General features: G+C 71.3%; 20 protein-coding genes and 1 riboswitch. Of the genes, 14 read left to right on the top strand and 6 right to left on the bottom strand.

Annotated elements, in window-relative coordinates; all coding sequences use genetic code 11:
* Positions 1–362 precede the first annotated feature (362 nt).
* Positions 363–3,887 carry a two-component regulator propeller domain-containing protein gene (locus LAJ50_RS05510; protein WP_138654586.1) on the bottom strand — a complete coding sequence of 1,175 codons (3,525 nt, stop codon included), beginning with the start codon at positions 3,885–3,887 and terminating at the stop codon, positions 363–365.
* A gap of 190 nt (positions 3,888–4,077) precedes the next feature.
* On the opposite strand from LAJ50_RS05510, the gene LAJ50_RS05505 reads away from it, so the two are divergent.
* From LAJ50_RS05505 to LAJ50_RS05490, 4 genes are all read left to right on the top strand, one after another.
* Positions 4,078–4,773, top strand: a complete 696-nt coding sequence (locus LAJ50_RS05505) for a YceI family protein (RefSeq protein WP_138654584.1) — start codon at positions 4,078–4,080, stop codon at positions 4,771–4,773.
* Positions 4,770–5,348 (top strand): cytochrome b, encoded by a 579-nt coding sequence (locus tag LAJ50_RS05500; protein WP_138654582.1) that lies wholly within the window; start codon positions 4,770–4,772, stop codon positions 5,346–5,348. The genes LAJ50_RS05505 and LAJ50_RS05500 overlap by 4 nt, the downstream gene beginning before the upstream one ends.
* 1 nt (position 5,349) lies before the next feature.
* Positions 5,350–5,919, top strand: a complete 570-nt coding sequence (locus LAJ50_RS05495) for a YceI family protein (protein ID WP_138654580.1) — start codon at positions 5,350–5,352, stop codon at positions 5,917–5,919.
* A 163-nt stretch (positions 5,920–6,082) separates the two neighbouring features.
* Positions 6,083–6,523 (top strand): nuclear transport factor 2 family protein, encoded by a 441-nt coding sequence (locus tag LAJ50_RS05490; RefSeq protein WP_138654578.1) that lies wholly within the window; start codon positions 6,083–6,085, stop codon positions 6,521–6,523.
* A 13-nt stretch (positions 6,524–6,536) separates the two neighbouring features.
* Here LAJ50_RS05490 and LAJ50_RS05485 read toward each other — a convergent pair whose 3' ends face one another.
* Positions 6,537–6,767 (bottom strand): glutaredoxin family protein, encoded by a 231-nt coding sequence (locus LAJ50_RS05485; RefSeq protein WP_138654576.1) that lies wholly within the window; start codon positions 6,765–6,767, stop codon positions 6,537–6,539.
* Positions 6,768–6,944: 177 nt separating this feature from the next.
* Here LAJ50_RS05485 and LAJ50_RS05480 point away from each other — a divergent pair, with 177 nt between their 5' ends.
* The 4 genes from LAJ50_RS05480 to LAJ50_RS05465 all read left to right on the top strand — a co-directional run bounded on the left by LAJ50_RS05480 (position 6,945) and on the right by LAJ50_RS05465 (position 10,641).
* A complete protein-coding gene (locus tag LAJ50_RS05480) occupies positions 6,945–7,670 on the top strand; it encodes a GntR family transcriptional regulator (RefSeq protein ID WP_171044654.1) in 726 nt (241 codons plus the stop codon).
* Between the two features lie 35 nt (positions 7,671–7,705).
* Positions 7,706–9,088 (top strand): L-serine ammonia-lyase, encoded by a 1,383-nt coding sequence (locus LAJ50_RS05475; protein ID WP_138654573.1) that lies wholly within the window; start codon positions 7,706–7,708, stop codon positions 9,086–9,088.
* 168 nt (positions 9,089–9,256) lie between these two features.
* Positions 9,257–10,258, top strand: coding sequence for an alpha/beta hydrolase (locus LAJ50_RS05470; RefSeq protein WP_138654572.1), 1,002 nt, complete (start codon positions 9,257–9,259; stop codon positions 10,256–10,258).
* 224 nt (positions 10,259–10,482) lie between these two features.
* Entirely contained in the window at positions 10,483–10,641 is a 159-nt protein-coding gene (locus LAJ50_RS05465; RefSeq protein ID WP_165424106.1) for a hypothetical protein, read from the top strand.
* A gap of 156 nt (positions 10,642–10,797) precedes the next feature.
* On the opposite strand, the gene LAJ50_RS05460 is transcribed toward LAJ50_RS05465, so the two are convergent.
* Genes LAJ50_RS05460 through LAJ50_RS05450 form a run of 3 tightly spaced genes read right to left on the bottom strand, consistent with a single transcriptional unit; the run spans position 10,798 to position 14,131 of the window.
* Entirely contained in the window at positions 10,798–11,883 is a 1,086-nt protein-coding gene (locus tag LAJ50_RS05460) for a homoserine dehydrogenase (protein WP_138654570.1), read from the bottom strand.
* Positions 11,880–13,097, bottom strand: a complete 1,218-nt coding sequence (locus LAJ50_RS05455) for an O-succinylhomoserine (thiol)-lyase (protein WP_130550901.1) — start codon at positions 13,095–13,097, stop codon at positions 11,880–11,882. The genes LAJ50_RS05460 and LAJ50_RS05455 overlap by 4 nt, the downstream gene beginning before the upstream one ends.
* A complete protein-coding gene (locus LAJ50_RS05450) occupies positions 13,094–14,131 on the bottom strand; it encodes a homoserine O-succinyltransferase (RefSeq protein ID WP_138654569.1) in 1,038 nt (345 codons plus the stop codon). Before LAJ50_RS05450 ends, LAJ50_RS05455 begins: the two co-directional genes overlap by 4 nt.
* Positions 14,132–14,223: 92 nt before the next feature.
* Positions 14,224–14,348: riboswitch (SAM riboswitch) on the bottom strand.
* Between the two features lie 134 nt (positions 14,349–14,482).
* Here LAJ50_RS05450 and LAJ50_RS05445 point away from each other — a divergent pair.
* The 6 genes from LAJ50_RS05445 to LAJ50_RS05420 all read left to right on the top strand — a co-directional run bounded on the left by LAJ50_RS05445 (position 14,483) and on the right by LAJ50_RS05420 (position 20,509).
* A complete protein-coding gene (locus LAJ50_RS05445; protein ID WP_138654568.1) occupies positions 14,483–15,577 on the top strand; it encodes a phytase in 1,095 nt (364 codons plus the stop codon).
* 188 nt (positions 15,578–15,765) lie between these two features.
* Entirely contained in the window at positions 15,766–16,518 is a 753-nt protein-coding gene (locus LAJ50_RS05440) for a M23 family metallopeptidase (RefSeq protein WP_138654566.1), read from the top strand.
* 54 nt (positions 16,519–16,572) lie between these two features.
* A complete protein-coding gene (locus LAJ50_RS05435) occupies positions 16,573–17,091 on the top strand; it encodes a MarR family transcriptional regulator (RefSeq protein WP_224096487.1) in 519 nt (172 codons plus the stop codon).
* Entirely contained in the window at positions 17,088–19,238 is a 2,151-nt protein-coding gene (locus LAJ50_RS05430) for an FUSC family protein (RefSeq protein WP_130550897.1), read from the top strand. Before LAJ50_RS05435 ends, LAJ50_RS05430 begins: the two co-directional genes overlap by 4 nt.
* Complete coding sequence (locus tag LAJ50_RS05425) at positions 19,225–19,428, top strand: DUF1656 domain-containing protein (protein ID WP_130550896.1); 204 nt, start codon at positions 19,225–19,227, stop codon at positions 19,426–19,428. Before LAJ50_RS05430 ends, LAJ50_RS05425 begins: the two co-directional genes overlap by 14 nt.
* 70 nt (positions 19,429–19,498) lie before the next feature.
* Positions 19,499–20,509: an HlyD family secretion protein gene (locus tag LAJ50_RS05420; RefSeq protein ID WP_130550895.1), complete on the top strand. Its 1,011-nt coding sequence runs from the start codon at positions 19,499–19,501 to the stop codon at positions 20,507–20,509.
* A 363-nt stretch (positions 20,510–20,872) separates the two neighbouring features.
* Here the strand turns inward: LAJ50_RS05420 and LAJ50_RS05415 are convergent, their stop codons facing one another.
* Positions 20,873–22,153: a citrate synthase gene (locus LAJ50_RS05415; RefSeq protein ID WP_130550894.1), complete on the bottom strand. Its 1,281-nt coding sequence runs from the start codon at positions 22,151–22,153 to the stop codon at positions 20,873–20,875.
* Positions 22,154–22,360: the final 207 nt, after the last annotated feature.

The following is a 22,360-nucleotide window of genomic DNA, read 5'->3' as shown; positions in this document are numbered from 1 at the left end:
CTGGATCGCGGCGCCTTGGGCGGTCTGGCTTCGGAAGGGCGGAAGGCTTCTCGCCATCCTGCTACCGCAGGAGCAGTCGCTGGTTGCGGTCCGATGGGCGATGTGTCCGCTTTTCCCTCAATCAGGGCATCGTGCCCTGATTCGGGCGCTCGGCTTCCTGCCTCGCCCATCGCGGCCACCGCCCGCCGGACCGCTGCCTGGCGCGTCCCGTCAGAAGACTCCGGGTCGAAGAGATCCTGATTTTCCCTCTCGCGGAGCGCCAACCCGCTCCCTGTGGGAGCCGCGAGGCACGGTCGATCTTTTCGCATCGCGGAAGTCGCTGGGTTCCCGCGTTCGCGGGAACGACGACACCGCGGCCAGCGCTAGTCCTTGCGCAGATTGGCTGCCGCGCGCGCGGCGGTCATCGCGGCGGCCAGCAGCTCGCCGGTCACCGGCTTGCGCAGGAAGCCGTCGAAGCCCGCTTCGCGCGCCTGCACTTCGGCCTGCGCGTCGGTGCGTGCGGTCACCGCCAGCAGCGGCGGTGCGAAGCCTTGCCTGCGCAGCTCGCGCGCCAGCGCCAGACCATCCATGCCGGGCAGATCCAGATCCAGCAGGGCGATATCGAAGTGCGCCATCGTCGCTTCGGCCAGCGCCGCCAGACCGTGCGGCACCGCGCGCACGCGGTGGCCGCGCGCCTGCAGCAGGCCGACGATCACTTCGGCGATGGTGGCGTCGTCCTCGACCAGCAGCACCGACAGCGGGCCCTCCGCGGTCTCGGCGTGGACGCCGCCGGCCGCGCCATCGCCCTGCGCCGCCGGCAGCGGCAGGTCGACGACGAAGCGCGTGCCCTGGCCCGGAGTGCTCTCCACCGCGATGCCGCCGCCCATCGCGCCGGCCAGCTCCTGGCTGATCGCCAGGCCCAGGCCGCTGCCGCCGTAGCGCGTGTGCGCGCCGTCGCCCTGTTCGAAGCGCTGGAACAGCCGCGCCTGCTGCTCGGCGTTGATGCCCGGGCCGGTGTCGCTGACCACCAGGCGCAGGCCCTGCCCGTCCAGCGGCCGCGCCTGCAGGCTGACCTGCCCGCGTTCGGTGAACTTGACCGCGTTGCCCAGCAGGTTGAGCAGGATCTGGCGCACGCGCACCGCGTCGCCGCGCAGGGCGGCCGGCAGGCGCGGATCGATCTCGCTGGTGAAGGTCAGCCCGCGCCGCTCGGCCATCGGCGCGGTCAGCGCGACCACTTCGTCCAGCAGTTCGCGCAGGTCGAAGTCCTGCTGGTCCAGCTCCAGCCGGCCGGCCTCGATGCGCGCCAGGTCCAGCGCGTCGTTGACCAGCCGCAGCAGGTGGCGACCGGCGTTCTGGATCGCGCGGATGTAGCGGTGCTGGCGCTCGTCGAGCTTTGTCGCCAGCAGCAGTTCGCTCATGCCGAGCACGCCGGTCATCGGCGTGCGCACCTCGTGGCCGAGGGTGGCCAGGAACTGGGTCTTGGCCTGCGAGGCCTGCTCGGCCACGCTGCGCCGGTGCTGGGCCATCTGCCACTCGGTGCGGCGGCGCAGGCGCCGGCGGTAGGCGTGCATCCACCAGGCGATCAGCACGATCAGCAGGCCGGCCATGCAGGCCACGCCCCATGGGCTCTGCCACCACGGCGGGGCCACGCGGAAGCGCAGCGTCCTGACCTGCGACCACACGCTGTCGCTGCTGCGGCCCTGCACCTCCAGCGCGTAACGGCCCGGCGGCAGGCGCGAGAAGATGCGCTCGCCGGTGTTGCCCACCTCGACCCAGCCCGGGTCGTAGCCGCTGAGGCGATAGCGGTAGGTCGTGCCCTCGGCGCCGGTGAAGGACAGCAGCCGCGCGATCACGTGCAGGTCGCGGTCTTCGCTGTCCAGCAGCGGATTGACGGTGTGGGTCAGGTCCAGGCCGCGATCGCCGCGGCGCACGCCGACGAATTCGAACTGCAGGTCCGGCCGCCGTGCCGAGGGCACCAGCCGCGCCGGGTCGAACAGCACCAGGCCATCGGGCGTGGTCATCGACAGCTGCCCGCTGGCGGCCTGGACCAGGGTGTTGGGACGCACCTCCGGATTGGGCAGCCCGTCGCGCACGCTGTAGGTGCGCACCATGCCCTTGACCGGATCGACCCGCGCCAGACCGCGGCTGGAGGTGGTCCAGACCACGCCGCGCGCGTCGATGCGCATGCCGGTCGGGGCGATCGCCGGGAAGTCCTGCGCCAGCCCGATCGACTGCAGCCGCGTGAGCCGTTGGCCATTCCAGGCGTAGTGGTCCAACTGGCCCATGCGCCCGGTCCACACGCTGCCATCGCCGGCCAGGGCCAGCGAGAACAAGGGCTGTTCCGGCCCGCCGGGGACGGCGGCCAGGCGCCCGCGCGCCGCGTCCCAGGTCAGCACGCCCTGGTTGGTGGCCAGCCACAGGCGCTGGGCGGCATCGCAGCGCATCTGCTGCACCATCAGGCCGGTGGGATAGTCGTCGCTGCCGCGTTCCAGGTTGCGCAGCACATGGCCCTGTTCGTCGCGCAGCTGCAGGCCGCCGGAATTGGCGGAGATCCACAGCTGCGCGCCGCAGCGGCGCAGTTCGGCCTGGCCGCCGGGCAGCGGACGGTCGGAGGCGTCGTCCAGGGTCCACTCGCGCCGCCGGCCGCTGGCCGGGTCGTAGCGCAACAGCTTGTCGCTCAACCCCACCCAGACCCGGCCCTGGCTGTCCTCCTCCACCGACTGCGGCCAGTTGACCGGGTCCAGCGGCTGGACGTGCTGCTCCACGCGGCCGCTCGCCGGGTCCAGCCAGTCCAGCGCGCCGCGCGTTCCGACCAGCCACAGCCCGCCGCGCCGCGATGGCGCCTGCGCCAGCACGTAGGGATTGGTCATGGTGCTGGGGTCGCTGGCGTCGTTGGTGAGCACGGCGAACTGGCGCCAGTTGGCCGGCAGGTGCCACAGCCCCGCGTTGAGGCTGGCGAACCACAGGCCGCCGTCGCGGTCCTCGTAGCCGCCCATCCAGTTGGGCTTGACCACCCCGCGCGCCGAGACGCTGTACAGCGGCACGTTGCGCACCGTGCCGTCGGCGGCCTTGTAGCCCATGCCGGCGGCGGTATCGAACCAGTAGGTCCCGGCGCTGTCGCGCAGCATGGTCTGCAGGATCGGGATGTCCGAGACCGGCCTCCAGGGGTCGCGCACCCACTTCCCGTCGGGTTTGCGCAGCGACACGCCACGGCTGGTCGCCACCCACAGGCTGCCGTCGGCTTCGACGGTGAGACGGTTGATCTTGGGGGAAGGCAGGGCGGAGGACGGCACCCGTTCGAAGTCGTGCCCGGTCCAGCGCGCCAGGCCCGAGCGCGTGCCCACCCACAGGCTGCCGTCCGGCGTCAGCGCCAGGTGCACCACGTCGCGCCCCGGCAGCGCCCGTGGGTCCTTGGGATTGGCCCGGAAGTGTTCGAAGCGCCCGTCCGGCAGGCGCCGGGTCAGGCCTCCGGCCATGGTGCCGAACCACAGGCTGCCGTCCGGCGTGGCGGCGATGCACCAGATGGTGTTGCTGCGCAGCTGGGGCGTGTTGGCGCGGTTGTAGAAGCGGAAGTCGCGGCGGTCGGCGTCCAGCACCGCGATGCCCTCGTTCTCGGTGCCGATCCACAACTGGTTCTGCGCATCGACGTACAGCGACCACAGCTGGTTGTCCCTGAGTCCGTGCTCCATCCGCCAGATGCGGAAGCCGCGGCCGTCGTAGCGTGCCAGGCCGTCGCTGCTGGCCATCCACAGATAGCCCAAGTGGTCCTCGGCGAAGGCGTTGATGGTGGCGCTGGGCAGGCCGTCGGCCACGCCCATCTGCCGCGGCTGCGGCGTCAGCGGCACGCGCGCGGCGGCCAGCCCGCACCAGGCCAGCAGGCTCCACAACACGATCACGCGTCCCCACATCGGAACTCTTCCTTCACGGGCCTGCGTGCGCCGCCACGGCCCCGCATGCGGGCCATCGTGCAGGGCCGCGCCGGGGGCTGGCAACTGCACGCCTCCCGGGCCCGGGTTGCGGGGGCGTTGCGCGGGCTGCAATGGAATGTTGTCTCCGCCCGCAACGCGCGCGGCCGGCGGCATGCCTAGAATCCCCCCCATGCCCAATCCACCCCGCCCCCGCACGCTGCTGTCCCGCGCCTGCCTGCTCACCGCGCTGGCCATGCCTGGCACCGCCTGGGCCGGCAGCGAGACCTACCAGCTCGATCCGGTCCACACCCGGGTGCTGTTCTCCGTCTCGCACGCCGGCTTCTCGCAGGCGATGGGCACGGTGTCGGGCAGCACCGGGCTGGTGGAGTTCGACCCCGACGACTGGAGCCGCGCGCGGGTCCAGGTCAGCGTGCCGCTGGAGCGCGCCGACCTGGGCGATGCGGCCTGGAACAAGGCGGTGGCCGCCTCCAACCTGCTCGACGTCAAGGACCACCCGCGCGCCGAGTTCGTCTCCACCCGCGTCGTGCCGCGCGGCGGCGATCACTTCGACGTGGTCGGCCAGCTGACCCTGCATGGCGTCACCCGCGAGGTCACCCTGGCGGTGACCTTCAACCAGCTCAAGCGCCACCCGCTGCCGCCGTTCCGGCGCACGGTGGGCTTCTCGGCCACCACCATGCTCAGCCGCGCGGCGTTCGGCATCGACGCCTGGCCCTCGGTGATCGGCGATGCGGTGCAGCTGAACCTGCAGGTGGAAGCCACGCGCACGCGCGAGGAACTCGCCCCTGCCGCCGCCGCGCCCGCTGCCGCCGAAACCCCACCCGGCGAGGCCACGCCGACGCCCACCCAGGAGCCCACCACCCCATGACCCGAGCCAACGCCCAACGCTGGGGCGCCGTCAGCCAGACCCTGCACTGGCTGATCCTGCTGTTGCTGCTGGTGCTGTGTGTGGTCGGACTGACCCTGGACGACCTGCCGCGCACGCCGAAGTACTTCTGGGTCTATACCGCGCACAAGTCGCTGGGCATCACCGTGCTGGTGCTGGTGGCGATGCGCCTGGCCTGGCGCCTGTACGCCGGCGCGCCGCCGCCGGTGCCCGGCACGCCGCGCTGGCAGCACGCCATCGCCACGCTGACCCACGTGCTGCTGTATGCGGTGATGTTCGCCATGCCGCTGTCGGGCTGGCTGTACGACTCGGCCAGCGGGCTGCGGCCGTTTAAGTTCTTCGGCCTGTTCGACATGCCCAAGCTGGTCGCACCCGACGAACACCTGCGCCACCTGGCCCACTCCGCGCACGAATGGGGCCTGTACGTGCTGATCGTGCTGGTGGTCCTGCACGCCGGCGCGGCGCTGTACCACCACCTGTTCCAGGGCGACGCGACGCTCGCCCGCATGCTGCCGCGCGGCTGGTTGCGCGTGTCGGCCCAACCGAAGGATGCATGACATGTCCCGCAATTTCTTGAGCCCCGCCCTGACCGCCGCCGCCCTGGTGGCCGCCTTCGTCGCCGCCCCGGCCCGCGCCGCCACCTACGTGCAGGCGCCCGGTTCGACGCTGGTGTTCGCCAGCAGCTATGACGGGGAGACCTTCACCGGCAAGTTCGGCAAGTTCGACACCAAGGTCAACTTCGATCCGGCCCACCCGGAGCTGGGCACGATCGACGTCACCATCGGCCTGGCCGGCACCAGCAGCGGCAACGGCGACCGCGACTCGACCCTGGCCAGTGCGGACTTCTTCGACGTCGCCAAGTTCGCCCAGGCCACCTACAAGGCCAAGGGCTTCAAGTCGCTGGGCGGCGATCGCTACAGCACCGACGGCGTGCTGACCCTGCGCGGGGTCTCCAAACCGGTGACGCTGACCTTCGTGTGGACGCCGGGTGCGCAGCCCACGCTGGCCGGCAAGGCCACGGTCAAGCGCCTGGACTTCGGCGTCGGCGGCGGCGACTGGAAGGACACCAAGACCATCCCCGACGCGGTGGCCATCAGCACCAAGGTCGTGCTCAAGCCCGGCAGCTGAGCGAGGAAAGATTGGTGGGAGCCGCCATGGGCCCAAAAGGCCACAAGGGCGGCTCCCCAAAGCGGGGAAGCGCTGTGCCGGAGGTGCGCGTGACTTCCCGGCCATGCGCGGGTGAGTGGGTGCGGCGCATCGTGCCGGCACTTCCCCTGCCAGGCCTTCGAGCATGCGTGCGCCCCTGATCGCGATCCTGTTGTCCACCGCGCTGTCGCTGCCCGCGGTCGCTGCGCAGCCGGCCACGCCGGAAGACGCCCTGCGCCAATACCAGCAGGCCGAGCACGACTTCGACCTGGAGCGGCTGCGCCAGGTGCTGGATGCCTCGTTCGTCGAGATCAGCCCGCTGGGCCAGGTGGACGAGCACGACGCCGTGCTCTCGTTCTACGCGCCGGACAAGAAGGTCGCCGCGCCACCGACGACGATGGACGAGGTGATCGTGCGCGCCCACGGCGACACCGCGGTGCTGTCGGCGCAGCTGCGCTACGTGGTCGGCGAACGCGCCATGGCGCTGCGCCTGGGCGCGACCGCCAAACGCACGCCGCAGGGCTGGGTGCTGGTGTCCGCGCAGTACACGCCGATCAAGGCGAACACGCCGCCGCCAGCGCACTGAGCCTGCCGGGCCCTCAGCGCGCCAGGAAGGCGCGCACCGCTTCGATGGTGAAGGGCCAGTCCAGTTCGGCCTGCGTGCGCGCGTCGCGCAGCACCGGCACGCGCAGCCCGTAGCGCGCCTCCAGCGCGGCATCGTCGTCGATGAACACGCTCACCGGCTCCGGGACGCGCGCCGCCGCCAGCACGGCCAGGGCCGCATCGCACAGATGGCAGTCGTCACGCTGGTAGAGCAGCAGGTCGGTCATGCGGGCGCGGCAGGTGGGCGAGCCGCAGAGTTAACCCGCGTCGCAGCGGCGCGTCGAGTGCGATCCCTGACCGCGCTGCCGCGAGGCCTCAGCCCCGTGCCGAATATCGAAATTCATGGGCGGCACACGGGCCTACAATGGAGCCAATCCCGTATTACGCCGAATAATTTCGATTTTATGGACGCCGTCGTCACCGGCACCCTGGCTAGCCGCATCCACCAGCAGCTGCGGCACGACATCGTGCGCGGCCGGCTCAAGGCCGCCGCCAAGCTCAAGCTGGCCGAGCTGCAGCAGCGCTACGGCATCGGCCTGGCGCCGCTGCGCGAGGCGCTGGCGCGCCTGTGCGGCGAGCAGCTGGTGGTCAGCGCCGACCAGCGCGGGTTCTGGGTGGCGCCGCTGTCGCTGCAGGAACTGGACGACATCGCCAAGGTGCGCGTGCTGGTGGTCGACGAGGCGATGAACGATTCCATCGTCCACGGCGATGCGGCGTGGGAGGCGCAGGTGGTCCAGGCGCTGGACGCGCTGGCGGCGATCGAGCGCGACCTCTCCGGCAGCACCACCCAGCCGCCGGGCGACGTGCTGGACGAACTGGAGGCGCGCAACTTCGCCTTCCATCGCGCCCTGCTCGGCGCCTGCCGCTCGCCCTGGCTGCTGCGCCTGCAGGACATGTTCTACCACCAGGCCGAGCGCTACCGCTACGCCGCGCTGCCGCGCGCGCGCGACAAGCGCTTCTCGCTGGACGAACACATGGCCATCGCCGATGCGGCGCTGGCGCGCAACGTGATCAAGGCCTGCCGCCTGCACGACGAACACATGGCCCGCACCCACGCCAGCGTGCGCGCGGCGCTGGCCCGCCACCTGCAGCCCGAAGCGCCCGCGCCGCAGGCGCGCGCGCCGCGCTGAAACCCCATCAACACCGCTGTTCCCTGGAGTCCATCGTGGCCGTCAGCACCTTCGACCTGTTCAAGATCGGCATCGGGCCGAGTTCCTCCCACACCGTCGGGCCGATGCGCGCGGCCGAGCGCTTCGTGCACCGCTGGCTGTTCGATCCGGGCCAGCTGGCGCGCACCGCGCGGCTGCGCGCCGAGGTGTTCGGCTCGCTGGCGCTGACCGGGCGCGGCCACGGCACCGACAAGGCCGTGCTGCTGGGCCTGGAAGGCCACCGGCCCAACCTGATCGACCCGGACATCATCCCGGACACCCTGGCGCGCATCCGTGGCGAGAAGCGGATCCGGCTGATGGGCCAGCACGCCATCGACTTCGACGAGAAGCGCGACCTGGTGATGAACAAGCGCCAGAAGCTGCCGTTCCACACCAACGGCATGCGCTTTTCCGCCTTCGACGCCGCCGACAACGTGATCGCCACGCGCGACTACTACTCGGTCGGCGGCGGCTTCGTGGTCAATGCCGACGAGGCGGCCGAGGATCGCATCGTCGCCGACGAGACCGCCCTGCCGCATCCGTTCTCCAGCGGCGATGAACTCATCGCCCGCAGCAGCCAGACCGGCCTGTCCATCGCCCAGCTGATGTTCGAGAACGAGCAGGTCTGGCGCAGCCCGGAGCAGATCCGCGAGGGCCTGCGCGAGCTCTGGAGCGCCATGCAGTCCTGCGTGGCGCGCGGCATCCGCCAGGAAGGCACCCTGCCCGGCGGCCTGCACGTGGGCCGGCGCGCGCCGGCGCTGTACCGCGAGCTGTCGTCCAAGCCCGAGGCGGCCATGCGCGACCCGCTGACCACGCTGGACTGGGTCAACCTGTACGCCCTGGCGGTCAACGAGGAGAACGCCGCCGGCGGGCGCGTGGTCACCGCGCCCACCAACGGCGCGGCCGGCATCATCCCGGCGGTGCTGCACTACTTCGACCGCTTCTGCGCCGGGGCCGACGAGGCGCGCGTGTTCGACTTCCTGCTGACCGCCGCGGCGGTGGGCATCCTGTACAAGGAGAACGCCTCGATCTCCGGCGCCGAGGTGGGCTGCCAGGGCGAGGTGGGCGTGGCCTGCTCGATGGCCGCCGCCGGCCTGACCGCGGCGCTGGGCGGCAACACCAGCCAGATCGAGAACGCCGCCGAGATCGGCATGGAACACAACCTGGGCCTGACCTGCGATCCGATCGGCGGCCTGGTGCAGATCCCCTGCATCGAGCGCAATGCCATGGGCGCGGTCAAGGCGATCAACGCCAGCCGCATGGCCATGCGCGGCGACGGCAAGCACAAGGTGAGCCTGGACAAGGTGATCCGGACCATGCGCGACACCGGCCGCGACATGCGCGACAAGTACAAGGAAACCAGCCGCGGCGGCCTGGCGGTGAACGTCATCGAGTGTTGAGCGGCGCGGCGGCGCGCCGTCGCTGATACGTTCCCTGCTGGCGCTCGCGCCTGTCATCCAGTGCGTCCCGCGGGCTGGGACACGCCGGCACGCCTGCGCGAGGTCCTCACTGCGGCCTCGCCCGGTCCTGCCTACGCTGCGCCTCTCGTCCCTCCACTGGAGTCGCGCATGCCGCGTTCGTTCCTGGCCCTGTGCCTGGCCGCCCTGGCGGCGCCCGCCCTCGCCCAGCAGCAGCCGGCCTACGGGCCGCGCCTGGAAGGCTTCGACTATCCGCATCCGGTCCGGACCTATGCCTTCACCGCGCAGCGGCAGGACCTGGAAATGGCCTACATGGACGTGGCGCCGACCGGCCAGGCCAACGGCCAGACCGCGGTGCTGCTGCATGGCAAGAACTTCTGCGCCGCCACCTGGGAGGACACGATCGTGGCCCTCGCCCAGGCCGGCTATCGCGTGATCGCGCCGGACCAGGTGGGCTTCTGCAAGTCGTCCAAGCCGCGCCATTACCAGTTCTCGCTGGCCGGGCTGGCCGACAACACGCATGCGCTGCTGGCCCGCCTGGGCATCGACAAGGCGGTGATCGTCGGCCACTCGATGGGCGGCATGCTGGCGATCCGCTACGCGCTAATGTTCCCGGGCGAGGTCAGCCACCTAGCGCTGGTCGATCCGATCGGGCTGGAGGACTGGAAGGCCGTCGGCGTGCCCTACCAGAGCGTGGACCAGTGGTATGCCGGCGAGCTGAAGACCAGTTTCGAGAGCATCAAGCAGTACCAGCTCGACGTGTACTACGCCGGCACCTGGAAGCCGGCCTTCGAGCGCTGGGCGCGCATGCAGGCCGGCCTGTACGCCGGCGCCGGCAAGGACATCAACGCCTGGGACCAGGCGCTGACCTACGACATGGTCTACAACCAGCCGGTGGTCTACGAACTGCCCAGGATCGCGGTGCCGACCACGTTGTTCATCGGCCTCAAGGACCGCACCGCGATCGGCAAGGGCAAGGCGCCGCCGCAGATCCGCGCCACGCTGGGCGACTACCCGGTGCTGGGCAAGCGCGCGGCCGCGGCGATCCCGGGCGCGACGCTGGTCGAGTTCGACGACCTGGGGCACTCGCCGCAGGTGCAGGATCCGGCGCGGTTCAATGCGGCGCTGCTCAAGGCCCTGGCGCCGCGCTGACAGGGGCCAGGAATGCGCGGTGCGTCGCACTTTCCCGCATCGCAACGCAAAGACTGATCGAAGTCACAGTTTCGGCTACGCACTTGGCACGTCCCATGCGCCATCCCCTCCCGTACATCCGGACTAGTGCCAGGGGAATGGCCGTGCGACACGACCTCATGACCGCAAACTGCTTCTGCTGCGACACAAAACTGTATTTCGCGCCAGATTCTGACGCGGGTTGCGTGATCGAACGCTACGGGATCGTGGTGTGCACCACTTGCTTCGAAAGCAGCGCAGGCGGCTGGAGTGCCGAGCACGAACCGCGGGTGCTGCAGCAACTGCAGCTCAGCCGCCTGGCGCCGCCGGCGCGCAACGCCCAGGGCCTGCTGCCGCGCGACTGACGCGCCAGCGTCACACCCGCGATCGCACTCGGGACGCTGGCTGAAGTCGAACACGGATCAGCGGTCGCCGCGCAGCGTCTCCTGCTCCGGTGCCACGAGCGCGTGCCCGGCAAGCCGCCGGACACCGCGCAGACATGGACGACCAGCAGCGCGGCCTCAGGCCGCCAGCGCCGCGCGCGCCGGCAGCGCGGCCAGCACATCGTCCAGCAGCGCGGCGGCGGTGACTTCGGCGCCTGCGCCCGGACCCTGGATCAGCAGCGGCTGCTGCGCGTAGCGATCGCTGTGGATGGCCACGCGGTTGTCGGTGCCCGCCCCGCCGCACAGCGCGTGCCCCGAAGGCAGGGCCTGCAGCGACACGCTGGCGCCGCGCGCATCGAAGCGCCCGACGAACCGCAGCTGCGCGCCCTGCGCGCGGGCCGCGCGCAGGCGTTCCTCCAGCGGCGCATCCAGCGTGTCCAGCAGCGCATCGACCTGCGCGGCGGAGGCGCTGGCCAGCACCTGCGGCACCAGCGATTCGACCCGCACGTCGCCGGCCTGCAGCGACAGCCCGGCCGCGCGCGCCAGGATCAGCAGCTTGCGGCGCACGTCCTCGCCGGAAAGATCGATGCGCGGATCCGGTTCGGTAAAACCGGCCGCGCGCGCCTGGCGCACGCAGGCCGAGAACGGCGTGCGGCCGTCGAAGGTGTGGAACAGGAAGGCCAGCGAGCCCGAGAGCACGCCCTCGACCGAAGCGATCGCATCGCCGCCGGCGACCAGCGCGCGCAGGCTGCGCAGCAGCGGCAGCCCGGCGCCGACCGTGGCGCTGTCACCGTAGCGCGCCGCGCCCTCGCGCGCGGCCTCGGCGATCGCCTGGGCGCGCAGCAGATCGGCGCCGCGGCCCAGCTTGTTGGCGGTCACCACGTGCACGCCGCGACCCAGCCACTCGGCGTGGCGCAGGGCGATGGCATCGCTGGCCGTGGCGTCGATGACGATGTCGCCGGCGTCCAGCGCATCGGCCTCGGCCCAGGGCGGCACGATGCGCGCATTGGCCGGTGCGGCGCGCAGTTGAGCCAGGCCCTCGTGCAGATCGCCCTCGCCTTCGACCACGCCGCGCGAGTTGGCGATCCAGGCGAACGCCGGCAGCGCCACGCCGCGCGCCTGCAGGCGCTGGTAGCGCGCCAGCAGCGCGCCGCCGACCACGCCGGTGCCCAGCAGCGCCAGGCGCGGCGCGCGATGGGTGCCCAGGCGGACCACCGCACTCATGCGTCGACCGTTTTCCGCTTGGACAGCGCGATCACCGCCTGCGCGCGGGCCAGGCCGGCCTGCAGGTCGGCGACCAGGTCGTCGGCCAGCTCGATGCCCACCGACAGGCGCAGCAGGCCATCGGAGATGCCGGCCTTGGCGCGCGCTTCCGGCGTCATCGCCGCGTGGGTCATGGTGGCCGGGTGCGCGACCAGGCTTTCCACGCCGCCCAGCGATTCGGCCAGGGTGAAGTAGCGCAGGCCGTCGACGAAGGCACGCACCGCCGCCTCGCCCCCGTCCAGCTCGAAGGAGATCATCGCGCCGAAGCCCTTCTGCTGGCGCGCGGCCAGCGCATGGCCCGGATGCGAGGCCAGGCCCGGGTAATAGACCTTGGCCACGGCCGCGTGGCCATCGAGCGCGGCGACGATGGCCGAGGCATTTTCCTGGTGCACGCGCAGGCGCGCGTCCAGCGTGCGCAGGCCGCGCAGGGTCAGGAAGGCATCGAACGGCGAACCGGTCAGCCCCAGCGCATTGGCCCACCACACCAGCTGCTGGTGCAGCTCGGCCTCGCGCGCGATCACCGCGCCGCCGACCACGTCGCTGTGGCCGTTGACGTATTTGGTGGTCGAGTGCAGCACCAGGTCGGCGCCGAACTCGATCGGCCGCTGCAGCGCCGGCGAGAGGAAGGTGTTGTCCACCACCACCTTGGCCCCGGCCTTGTGCGCGGCCTCGGTGACCAGGCGCAGGTCGGTGATGCGCAGCAGCGGGTTGGACGGGGTCTCGATCAGCACCAGCTTGGGCGAGGCCGCCAGCGCTTCGCCCAGCGACACCGGGTTGGTCAGGTCGGCGGTGATCAGCTCGAAATGGCCCTTGGCCGCCAGCGCGTTGAACAGGCGCCAGCTGCCGCCGTAGGCATCGTGCGGCACCACCAGCTTGTCGCCCGGCTGCAGCAGCGCGTTGAGCACCAGGTTGATCGCGCCCATGCCGGTGGAGGTGATCACCCCGCCCGCGCCGCCTTCCAGTTCGGCCAGGGCCTCGCCCAGCAGGTCGCGCGTGGGGTTGCCGCTGCGCGTGTAGTCGTACTGGCGCTTGTTGCCGAAGCCGTCGAAGGAGAAGTTGGACGACAGCACGATCGGCGGCGTCACCGCGCCATAGGCGGTGTCGCGATCGATGCCGGCGCGCACGGCGGCGGTGGCCGCGCTACAGGGAACGGCGTCGTGGGAGGAATGGCTCACGGGGTGTCTCCGGTGGGGCGAAGGGCGGTGGCGAGGATCGCGTCGATGCGGTCGGTTTCTTTCAGGAAGGCGTCATGGCCGTAGGGCGAGCGCAGCACGCGCAGGCTGCCGCGCTTGCCGAGTCCTTCGACCAGGGTGACCAGGTCGGCCAAGGGCACCAGGCGGTCGCCCTCGACGGCCACCACCAGGGTGGGCACGGCGATGGTCGACGGATCGATGCGGTGCAGGTCGATGGATTCGGACAGGCGCAGGAAGGCGGTGACCGGGGTGCGCGCGACGTAGGTCGCGCCCGCGGCGTCCAGGTAGTCCTCGGCGGCCACGCGCACGCGGCCGTTGACCAGCTCGGGCGCGGCGTCGAAGCGCTCGCCGAACTCCTCGGGCGTGCGGTAGCTCAGCATCGCGAACTGGCGCGCCAGCGACAGGCCCTGCTGGTCGGCGCACTGCAGCTGGCCCAGCGCCACCGCGTGGCGCTGCAGCGCGCGCCAGGCCGAGGCGAACGGGTGCGGGCGATGCGCGCCGCTCACCGCCACCAGGCGCTCGACGCGCTGCGGATGGCGCGCGGCCAGGTGCTGGCCGACCAGCGCGCCGTAGGAATAGCCGACGAAGGCCCGCAGCGCGGCGATGTCCAGCGCATCGAGCAGCGCGGCGATGGCATCGGCCTGGTCGGCCGGATCGATCGGCGCGTCGAGCTGGCCGTCGGCGCCGATGAAGTCGAAGGACAGGATGCGCACGCGCGCCGGATCCAGCGTGCGGCCGGCGCGGACCAGGTCGTTGGCCCAGCCGTTCTCGGGGAACTGCGCGCTGGCCGCGACGTGGCGGTGCGCGGAGATGCCGCCGGCCACGAACACCACCGGCGCGGCGGCCGGGCCATGCAGTTCGTAGCGCAGGCTCAGCGTGCGCGCGCCGGCGTGGCGCAGGGCCAGGGCCACCGGCAGTTCGCCGCGGATCGCGGCCACGGCGCTGACCTGCGCACTGGCATAACAGGCATCGACGTCAGGGGATTCGGGGAGGGCGGCGGCGTTCACGAGACTCATGGCGGATCCGGAAAGGAGCGGCCATCGAGCTTTCGCGGGGAAGCTCGCGTTCGTCGTGCGCGTCGAACGGCCATGCCGTCGATGCATCGTACGAACCATCTTTCGGCCTAAACGCGAAGCGTCGCCGCAGGATTTGGCACCGACCACGAGGCGCTTGCGCGCCCCGCTGGCTGCCCCGGCTTCAAAGGGCCTGTCCCTCTGCCGGTCTCGATGGTGGGTGCAGGTTGCCAGCGCCGGAAGCGGATGTCAATCGCTCCATCGCGATGGAGCGATGATTCCACCTGAAACCGCTCGCGGCCGGCATGCCGTGGACGTCCCCTGTGCCGGACGCTCACGCATAATCGCCGCCCTATGATCCGCGCCTCCCTGCTCCTCCTCGCCGGCCTGCTGCTGGTCGGCTGCACCAGCCTGCCCCGCTCCGAACCGGCCCCGATGCCGCCTGCCGTGGTGCAGGCGCCCGCGCCGGACGCGGTGGTGGCCGAGGCCTGGCTCTCCGCACCGCTGCCGCAGGCCGAGCTGGATTCGCTGGCGGTGTGGCCGACCGAGGACGGCGGCGCCTGGGTGATCGCCACGGCCAAGGCCAGCAACCAGTTGGTCGTGTTCGATGCCGACAGCGGCGAGCGCCTGCGCACGGTCGGCGGCCCGGGCGAGGGGCCGGGCCAGTTCGGGCGACCCAACGGCATCGCGGTGTGGGGCGATACGGTGTTCGTGGCCGAGCGCGACAACCACCGCGTGCAGGCGCTGTCGCTGCCGGACTTCAGGACGCGCGGCTTCATCGGCGCCGACACGCTCAGGCTGCCCTACGGGCTGTGGCTGCGCGAGACCGCGCCGGACGTGCTGGAGCTGCTGGTCACCGACAGCTTCATGGCCGATTTCCGCAGCGGCCAGCTGCCGCCGCGCGAGCAGATGGACCAGCGCGTGCGCCGCTTCGAGGTGGAACTGCAGCCGGACGGCAGCCTGCAGGCGCGCGCGGCCGGCAGCTTCGGCGACACCGGACAGGCCGGGATGCTGCGCATGGTCGAATCGATCGCCGGTGATCCGGCGCACGATCGCCTGCTGATCGCCGACGAGGACCGGCGCGTTGGCTCGACCCTGCGCGACTACACGCTGGAGGGCCGGTTCCGCGGCGACAGCCTGCCGGTCTTCCTGGCCGACGCCGAGGGCGTCGCGCTGTGGGACTGCGAGCTCGACGATGGCTGGTGGATCGCGGCCGACCAGCTCACCCCGACGCTGTTCCGCGTCTACCGCCGCGACACCCTGGCGCCGGTCGGCACCTTCACCGGCAAGGTCGTGGCCCAGACCGACGGCGTGGCGCTGTTCGCGGCGGGCACGGCGCGCTTTCCCGACGGGGCGCTGTTCGCACAGCACGACAACCAGTCCATCGCCGCCTTCGACCTGCGCGAGATCGCCCGCGCGCTGCACCTGCGCGGCGGCTGCCTGCCGTGATCGGGCGCGCGGCGTGCGGCGTCGCGCTGTCCCTGCTTCTGCTGGGCCCGGTTCACGCCGCCCTGCCCTGGTGGAAGACGGTCCGTCCCGACGCCCAGGCCGATGCACGAGTGCGTGCGGATGGCGCCAGGGACGCAACGCCGCAAGCGGCCGCTGCACAGGGCAGCGCGAACGTCGCCGAAGCCGGGATGCCGCGGGCCGAGACCGCGGACGGCCCCCTCGCGCGCCTGCGCCTCGAACGCACGCCCACCCGCGCCCTGGCCTGGGTCGAGAACCCGCTGCCCGGTCCGGTCCAGGTGCAGCTGGACGCGCTGAACCTGCGTGGCGTGCTCGCCTCGCCCGCCCTGCCGGTACGCAAGCTGCTGCCCGCGCACGGCCGCGCCCTGGTCGCCACGCTGATCGTGGCCGATCTCCAGGCCGGCAGCGACTTCCGGCTGCGGCTCGACGCGGTCCCCGGCGATCCGCAGGCGCGGCCGCTGCAGGTGGTCTACCGGCTGCCGTTCGACGCGCCGGTGCGCGTGGACCAGGGGCCCGGCGGACGCTTCAGCCACGACGATGCGGAGAACGCCGACGCGCTGGATTTCGCCCTGCCCGAGGGCACCCCGATCCTGGCCGCGCGCGCGGGCGTGGTGCTGCAGGTGCAGGACGGCTTCGCGCACGGCGGGCCGCAGCGCGAGGCCCTGGGCGGGCGCAGCAACTTCGTCCGCATCCTGCATGCCGACGGCAGCATGGCGCTCTACGCGCACCTCAAGCCGGAGGGTGTCCTGGTGCGCCCGGGCGAGCCGGTCGCCGCCGGGCAGCGGATCGGGCTGTCCGGCAACACCGGCTTTTCCTCCGCCCCACATCTGCACTTCGTGGTCCAGGTCAACGCTGGCATGCGGCTGGTGTCGGTCCCTGTGCGTCTGGCAGGCCCGCTGGGGGTATTGCGCTTGGCGCATTGACCCGTTCAGCCAGCGTTTCCTCCACGATTTAGTACACAAGTGTAATATTAGCTTGTGAACAAAATCGCTCCCGCCGCCAGCCGCTTCGAGGCCACCGAACAGGGGCTGCAGGCCACCAGCCGCCGCCACCCCGGCTTTCCGTGCCCCGCCGCCACGGTGGTGCGTCTGGTCAAGCTGCTCTACAAGCTCACCACCGACCACGGCAACGAGCGCATGCGTGAGCACGGGCTCACCTATGCCGAGTACAACGTGCTGATGATGATCGAGGCCAGCCCCGACGGTGCGATCAACCCCTCGCAGATCGCCGATGCGGCCAGCGAGAAGTCGGCCAACGTCACCCGCCTGACCCAGCAGCTGGTGGACAAGGGGCTGATCGAACGCGAGCCCAGCCCGCACGACCGGCGCATGTGGCTGCTGCGTCTGACCGAGGCCGGCCGCGCGCGCGTCACCGCGCTCATCCCCGACATCAGCGACGTCCTGCTGGGCTATACGCGCCATCTCCAGGCCGATGAGCTGGAGCAGCTCAAGCTGCTGCTGGCCAAGCTGCTGCGTGGCGTGGAGGAGGCGCGGTGAGCGCCACGCCGACCGCCGCGACGCCCGCCCCGGTGCCGCTGTCCACGCAGATCCGCGACGTGCTGCGCGGCGAGGGCCCGGCCTGGCTGTTCGTGTTCAAGGTGCTGCTGTCGATGTACCTGGCGGCGTGGATCGCCATGCGCATGGGCTTCGCCTCGCCCTCGACCTCGATGGTCACGGTGATCGTGCTGATGAACCGGCAGAGCGGCATGGTCCTGGCCAAGTCGTTCTACCGCGCGCTGGGCACCATCGTGGGCAGCATCGCGGCGGTGACCATCACCGCGCTGTTCCCGCAGCAGCCGGTGCTGTTCCTGCTGGCGCTGTCGGTGTGGGTGGGGCTGTGCGCCGGCGGCGCGCTGGCGTTCCGCAACTTCCGCTCCTACGGCTTCGTGCTGTCCGGCTACACCGTGGCGATCATCGCCCTGCCGGCGGTCAACACACCGATGCACGTGTTCGACCTGGCCATCGCGCGCCTGACCGAGGTGCTGCTGGGCATCCTGGTCAGCGCGGTGGTGTTCGACGTGGTGTTCCCGACCCGCCTGCGCAACAGCCTGCGCACGACGGCGACCTCGCTGATCGACGGCTTCCTGGACTTCGTCCGCGACGGCACGCGCGGCGCGATCCCGCGCGCGCAGATCGAGCAGGCGCACCTGCGTTTCGTGCGCCAGAGCATGGCGCTGGAGGACCTGCGCGCGTCGGTGGTGTTCGAGGATCCGGAGGCGCGCGTGCGCAGCCGGCGCCTGCGCCTGCTCAACCAACGCTTCATGGCCGCTTCCACCCGCTTCCAGTCGCTGCACCACCTGATGAACCGCCTGCAGCAGCGCGACCGCGACGATCCGGTCTTCGCCGCGCTGCTGCAGCTGTACCGGCCGCTGGGCGATGCGCTGGCCGAGCGCGCCGCGGGCGCCGACTACGCGCGGATCAGCGAGTGCCTGGACGCGGTATCAGAAGCCCAGCCGGCGCGGGCCGCGGCGCTGCGCGCCAGCCTGGCCACCCCGCTGCTGGACGACTTCGACACCGGCGCCTCGCTGCTGCGGCGCCTGACCGGCGAGCTGCGCGACCTCACCCACACCGCGGCCGCCCTGCAGCGCCCCGGCGTCAGCGCGCCGCTGCGTCGCGCCGACGAGCAGATCCGCTTCCACTACGCCACCGACCGGGTCGCGGTGGCGGTGACCGTGGCGCGCAGCTTCCTGGTCACGCTGGTGCTGGGCCTGGCCTGGATGCAGAGCGGCTGGACCAGCGGCGCCGGCGCGATGGCCAACGTGATCGCCTTCACCGCGATCCTGGCCTCCGGCGCCAACGCGCACATCGCCGCGGCGCAGACCACCAAGGGCATCTTCCTGGGCCTGCTGTCGGCGTTCCTCTGCTTCGTCCTGGTGCTGCCGCGCATCGACAGCTTCGGCATGCTGGTGCTGGGTTCCGCGCCGTTCTTCATGGTCGCCGTCTACCTGTCGACCCGGCCGACGCTGTTCGGCATCAGCCTGGGCATGTGCCTGGGCTCGGTGGTGGGCCTGGGCCTGGGCCTGGCGCCCAATCTGGATACCGCCGGCTTCATCAACAACGCGGTGGCCCTCGGGATCGGCGCACTGCTGGCGATGCTCGCCTTCCAGCTGATCCCCTCGGTGATCGGCACGCCCGGGCAGCGCCGCCGCCTGCTGATCGAACTGCGTCGTCAGGTCGCGCTGGCCGCGCGCGCGCCGCTGGGCGGGCTGGCGCCGCGCTTCGAGAGCGTCAGCCGCGACCTGTTCCTGCAGGTGGTCAACCACACCCAGCAGGGCAGCGACGAATCGCGCACGCTGCTGGCCTGGGCGCTGTCGGTGCACGAGACCGGCCGCACCCTGATCGAGCTGCGCCACGACAGCCTCGACGCCGCCGTGCCGGCATCAATCGAAACGCATATCGACGCGGCCGTGGCCGCTATCGGCCGCCTCTACGACCAGCTCTCACCAGCCGACCACGCCGCCGCGCTGGCGCACCTGGACGCGGCGCTGGACCAGACCCTCATCGAAGGCGCCGTGCCGCCGTCGCTGCAGCCGGTGCGCGAACACCTGCACCTGCTGCGCAGCGCGCTGCGCGACGCCGATTCGGTGCTGGCCGGCGCCGCCGGCCGCACCCCTGCCCCGGAGCCTGCCCGTGCTACCTCCTGAGATCTCCATCGGCGGCGTCTACGCGCCCGGCCTGCTGGTGCTGGCCGCCGGCCTGTTCGTGGTGTTCTGGCTGCTGGACGGCCTGGCCGCCCGCGCCGGCCTGTACCGCTACGCCTGGCATCCGCCGCTGTTCCGCCTGGCCGTGTACGTGTGCGTATTCGGGCTGCTCGGCCTGCTGTTGCTGAACTGAACGCGCCAGCGCCCGCACCCGCGCAGCAAACGCCACGCCCCCTATCCAACCCCCTTCAACCCCGACCGCCATGAACACCCAATCCCTGATCCGCACCGCGCTGACCACCGTCGTCGTGCTGGCTGCCGCCCTGATCGGCTACGCGCTGTGGAAGCACTACATGTATTCGCCCTGGACGCGCGATGGCCGCATCCGCGCCGAGATCGTGCGCATCGCGCCGGACGTGTCCGGCCTGGTCGCCGAGGTCGACGTGCAGGACAACCAGCCGGTCAAGGCCGGCGATGTGCTGTTCCGCATCGACCCGCGCCGCTTCGAACTGGCCGTGGCCCAGGCCCGGGCCGACCTCGGCGCCGCCCAGGCCGCCGCCCGCGCGGCCGGTGCCAACATCTCGGCCGCCGCGGCCGGCACCGCCGCCAGCCAGGCCGACTACCAGAAGTACGCGGCCCAGGCCCAGCGCCGTGAGGCGGCCGCCGCCGTGATCTCGGCCGAGGCGCGCGCCGACGCCGATGCCACCGCGCGCGCCGCGCAGGCCGCGGTCGAGCAGGCCCGCGCCAACCGCAGCGCCGCCACCGCCTCGCAGTCCCAGGCGCTGGCCGCGGTCGAACAGGCGCAGGCCGCGCTGGACCTGGCCCAGCTCAACCTGGAGCGCGCCACCGTGCGCGCCGCCGCCAACGGCTACATCACCAACCTCAACGTGCGCGTGGGCGACTACGCCAGCGCCGGCGCCGCGCGCATGGCGCTGGTGCGCAGCGACACGATGTGGGTCTACGGCTACTTCGAGGAAACCAAGCTGCCGCACATCCGCCCGGGCGACCGCGCCGACATCCGCCTGATGAGCGGCGGCCACGCCCTGCGCGGCACCGTCGAGGGCATCGCCCGCGGCATCACCGACGCCGACAACCCCACCAGCAGCAGCGACCTGCTGGCCACCGTCAGCCCGACCTTCAACTGGATCCGCCTGGCCCAGCGCGTGCCGGTGCGCGTGCGCATCGACCCGGCCAGCGTGCCGAAGGACACCATCCTGGCCGCCGGCATGACCGCCTCGGTCACCGTGCATCCGGGCACGCACGCGCGGAACTGAGCCGCGCTGCCATCGCACGAGCAGCGCGGACCGCACGGGTTGCGGGTTGCGTGGATTGACGGATTGCGCGCGTTGCGCGGCATGTGGCTGCGGACCGGTGAACGGACTCCGCCTTTCGATCCGAAGCCGCCTGACCCGACGCGCGTGGCAGCGTCCGGCGGGCGGTGGCCGCGACGAGCGAGGCACGACGCCGAGCGCCCGAATCAGGGCAGGATGCCCTGATCGAGGGGCAAGCGGCCACCGCCCGCCGGATCGCTGCCCTACCGAAGCCAGAGCGCTCAAGCGCAGCAGATCCTGATTGGAAAGGCACCACAAAAAAGCCCCGCAACTGCGGGGCTTCTCTCTCACGATCCCAAGAACCGATCAGGCCTTCGGATAATCGCGGCTCGGCGAACCGACGTAGATCTGGCGCGGACGGCCGATGCGCGCATCCGGGTCGACCTGCTGTTCCAGCCAGTGCGAGACCCAGCCCGGCGTGCGGCCGATGGCGAACAGCACCGTGAACATCTCGGTGGGGATGTTCAGCGCCTTGTAGATGATGCCGCTGTAGAAGTCGACGTTGGGATACAGCTTGCGCTCGACGAAGTAGTCGTCCTTCAGCGCCGCCTCTTCCAGCTTCATCGCCACTTCCAGCAGCGGATCGTTGACGCCCAGCTCGCCCAGCACCTTGTGGGTCATCTCGCGGATGATCTTGGCGCGCGGGTCGAAGTTCTTGTACACGCGATGGCCGAAGCCCATCAGGCGGAACGGGTCGTTCTTGTCCTTGGCGCGCTCGACCGCCTTGGCGACGTTCTTGGCATCGCCGATCTCGGCCAGCTGCTTGAGCACCGCCTCGTTGGCGCCGCCATGCGCCGGACCCCACAGCGCGGTGATGCCCGCGGCGACCGAAGCGTAGGGATTGGCGCCGGTGGAACCGACCAGACGCACGGTCGAGGTCGACGCGTTCTGCTCGTGGTCGGCGTGCAGGATGAACAGCAGGTCCATCGCCTTGGCCACGACCGGGCTGAGCTCCAGGTCCTCGCTCGGCACCTCGAACATCATGTGCAGGAAGCGCTCGACGTAGCCCAGGTTGTTGCGCGGATAGCGGATCGGCTGGCCCAGCGCGTAGCGGTGCGCGGCGGCGGCCAGGGTCGGCATCTTGGCGATCAGGCGGATCGCCGCCAGACGGCGCTGTTCCGGATCGTTGAGGTCCAGGGTGTCGTGGTAGAAGGCCGACAGCGAGGCCACCGAGGCGGCCAGCATGGCCATCGGGTGGGCGTCGTAGTGGAAGCCCTTGAGGAAGCTCTTGAGCGACTCGTGCATCATCGTGTGATGCGTCACTTCGTGCTCGAACTTGGCCAGCTCGTCCTTGGACGGCAGCTCACCGTTCATCAGCAGGTAGGAGACCTCGGTGAAGCTGGAATGGGCGGCCAGCTGCTCGATCGGGTAGCCGCGGTACAGCAGCACGCCCTTGTCGCCATCGATGTAGGTGATGGCCGACTTGCAGGCGGCGGTGGCGCCGAAGCCTGGATCGTAGGTGAAAAGACCCGTTTCCTTGGTCAGCTTGGAGATGTCGACGCAATCGTTGCCAAGCGTGGGTTTCAGTACAGGCAGGGCCACCGATTTTTCACCGGCGCTCAGCGTGACCTGGTCAAGTTCGGACACAGTGCACTCCTTCGTGGGGAAGCGCCAAAGCCTGTCGGCCGTGGCGCGTAGACAGGACCCGCGACGGCCGGAAAACCCGGCCGCGCAGTCCGAGGATTATCGCATACGGCCCGGTATCGAGGGCCGTGACGGACCGTTCCCCTCAGACCAAAGGATGACGCCGGCGCGGCCGCCGGCCGCACATGCGAAAACGGCCGTGTCCCGTCA

Source organism: Pseudoxanthomonas sp. X-1, from assembly GCF_020042665.1.
GTDB classification, from domain to species: domain Bacteria; phylum Pseudomonadota; class Gammaproteobacteria; order Xanthomonadales; family Xanthomonadaceae; genus Pseudoxanthomonas_A; species Pseudoxanthomonas_A spadix_A.
This window is presented reverse-complemented; position numbering and strand designations above follow the sequence as displayed.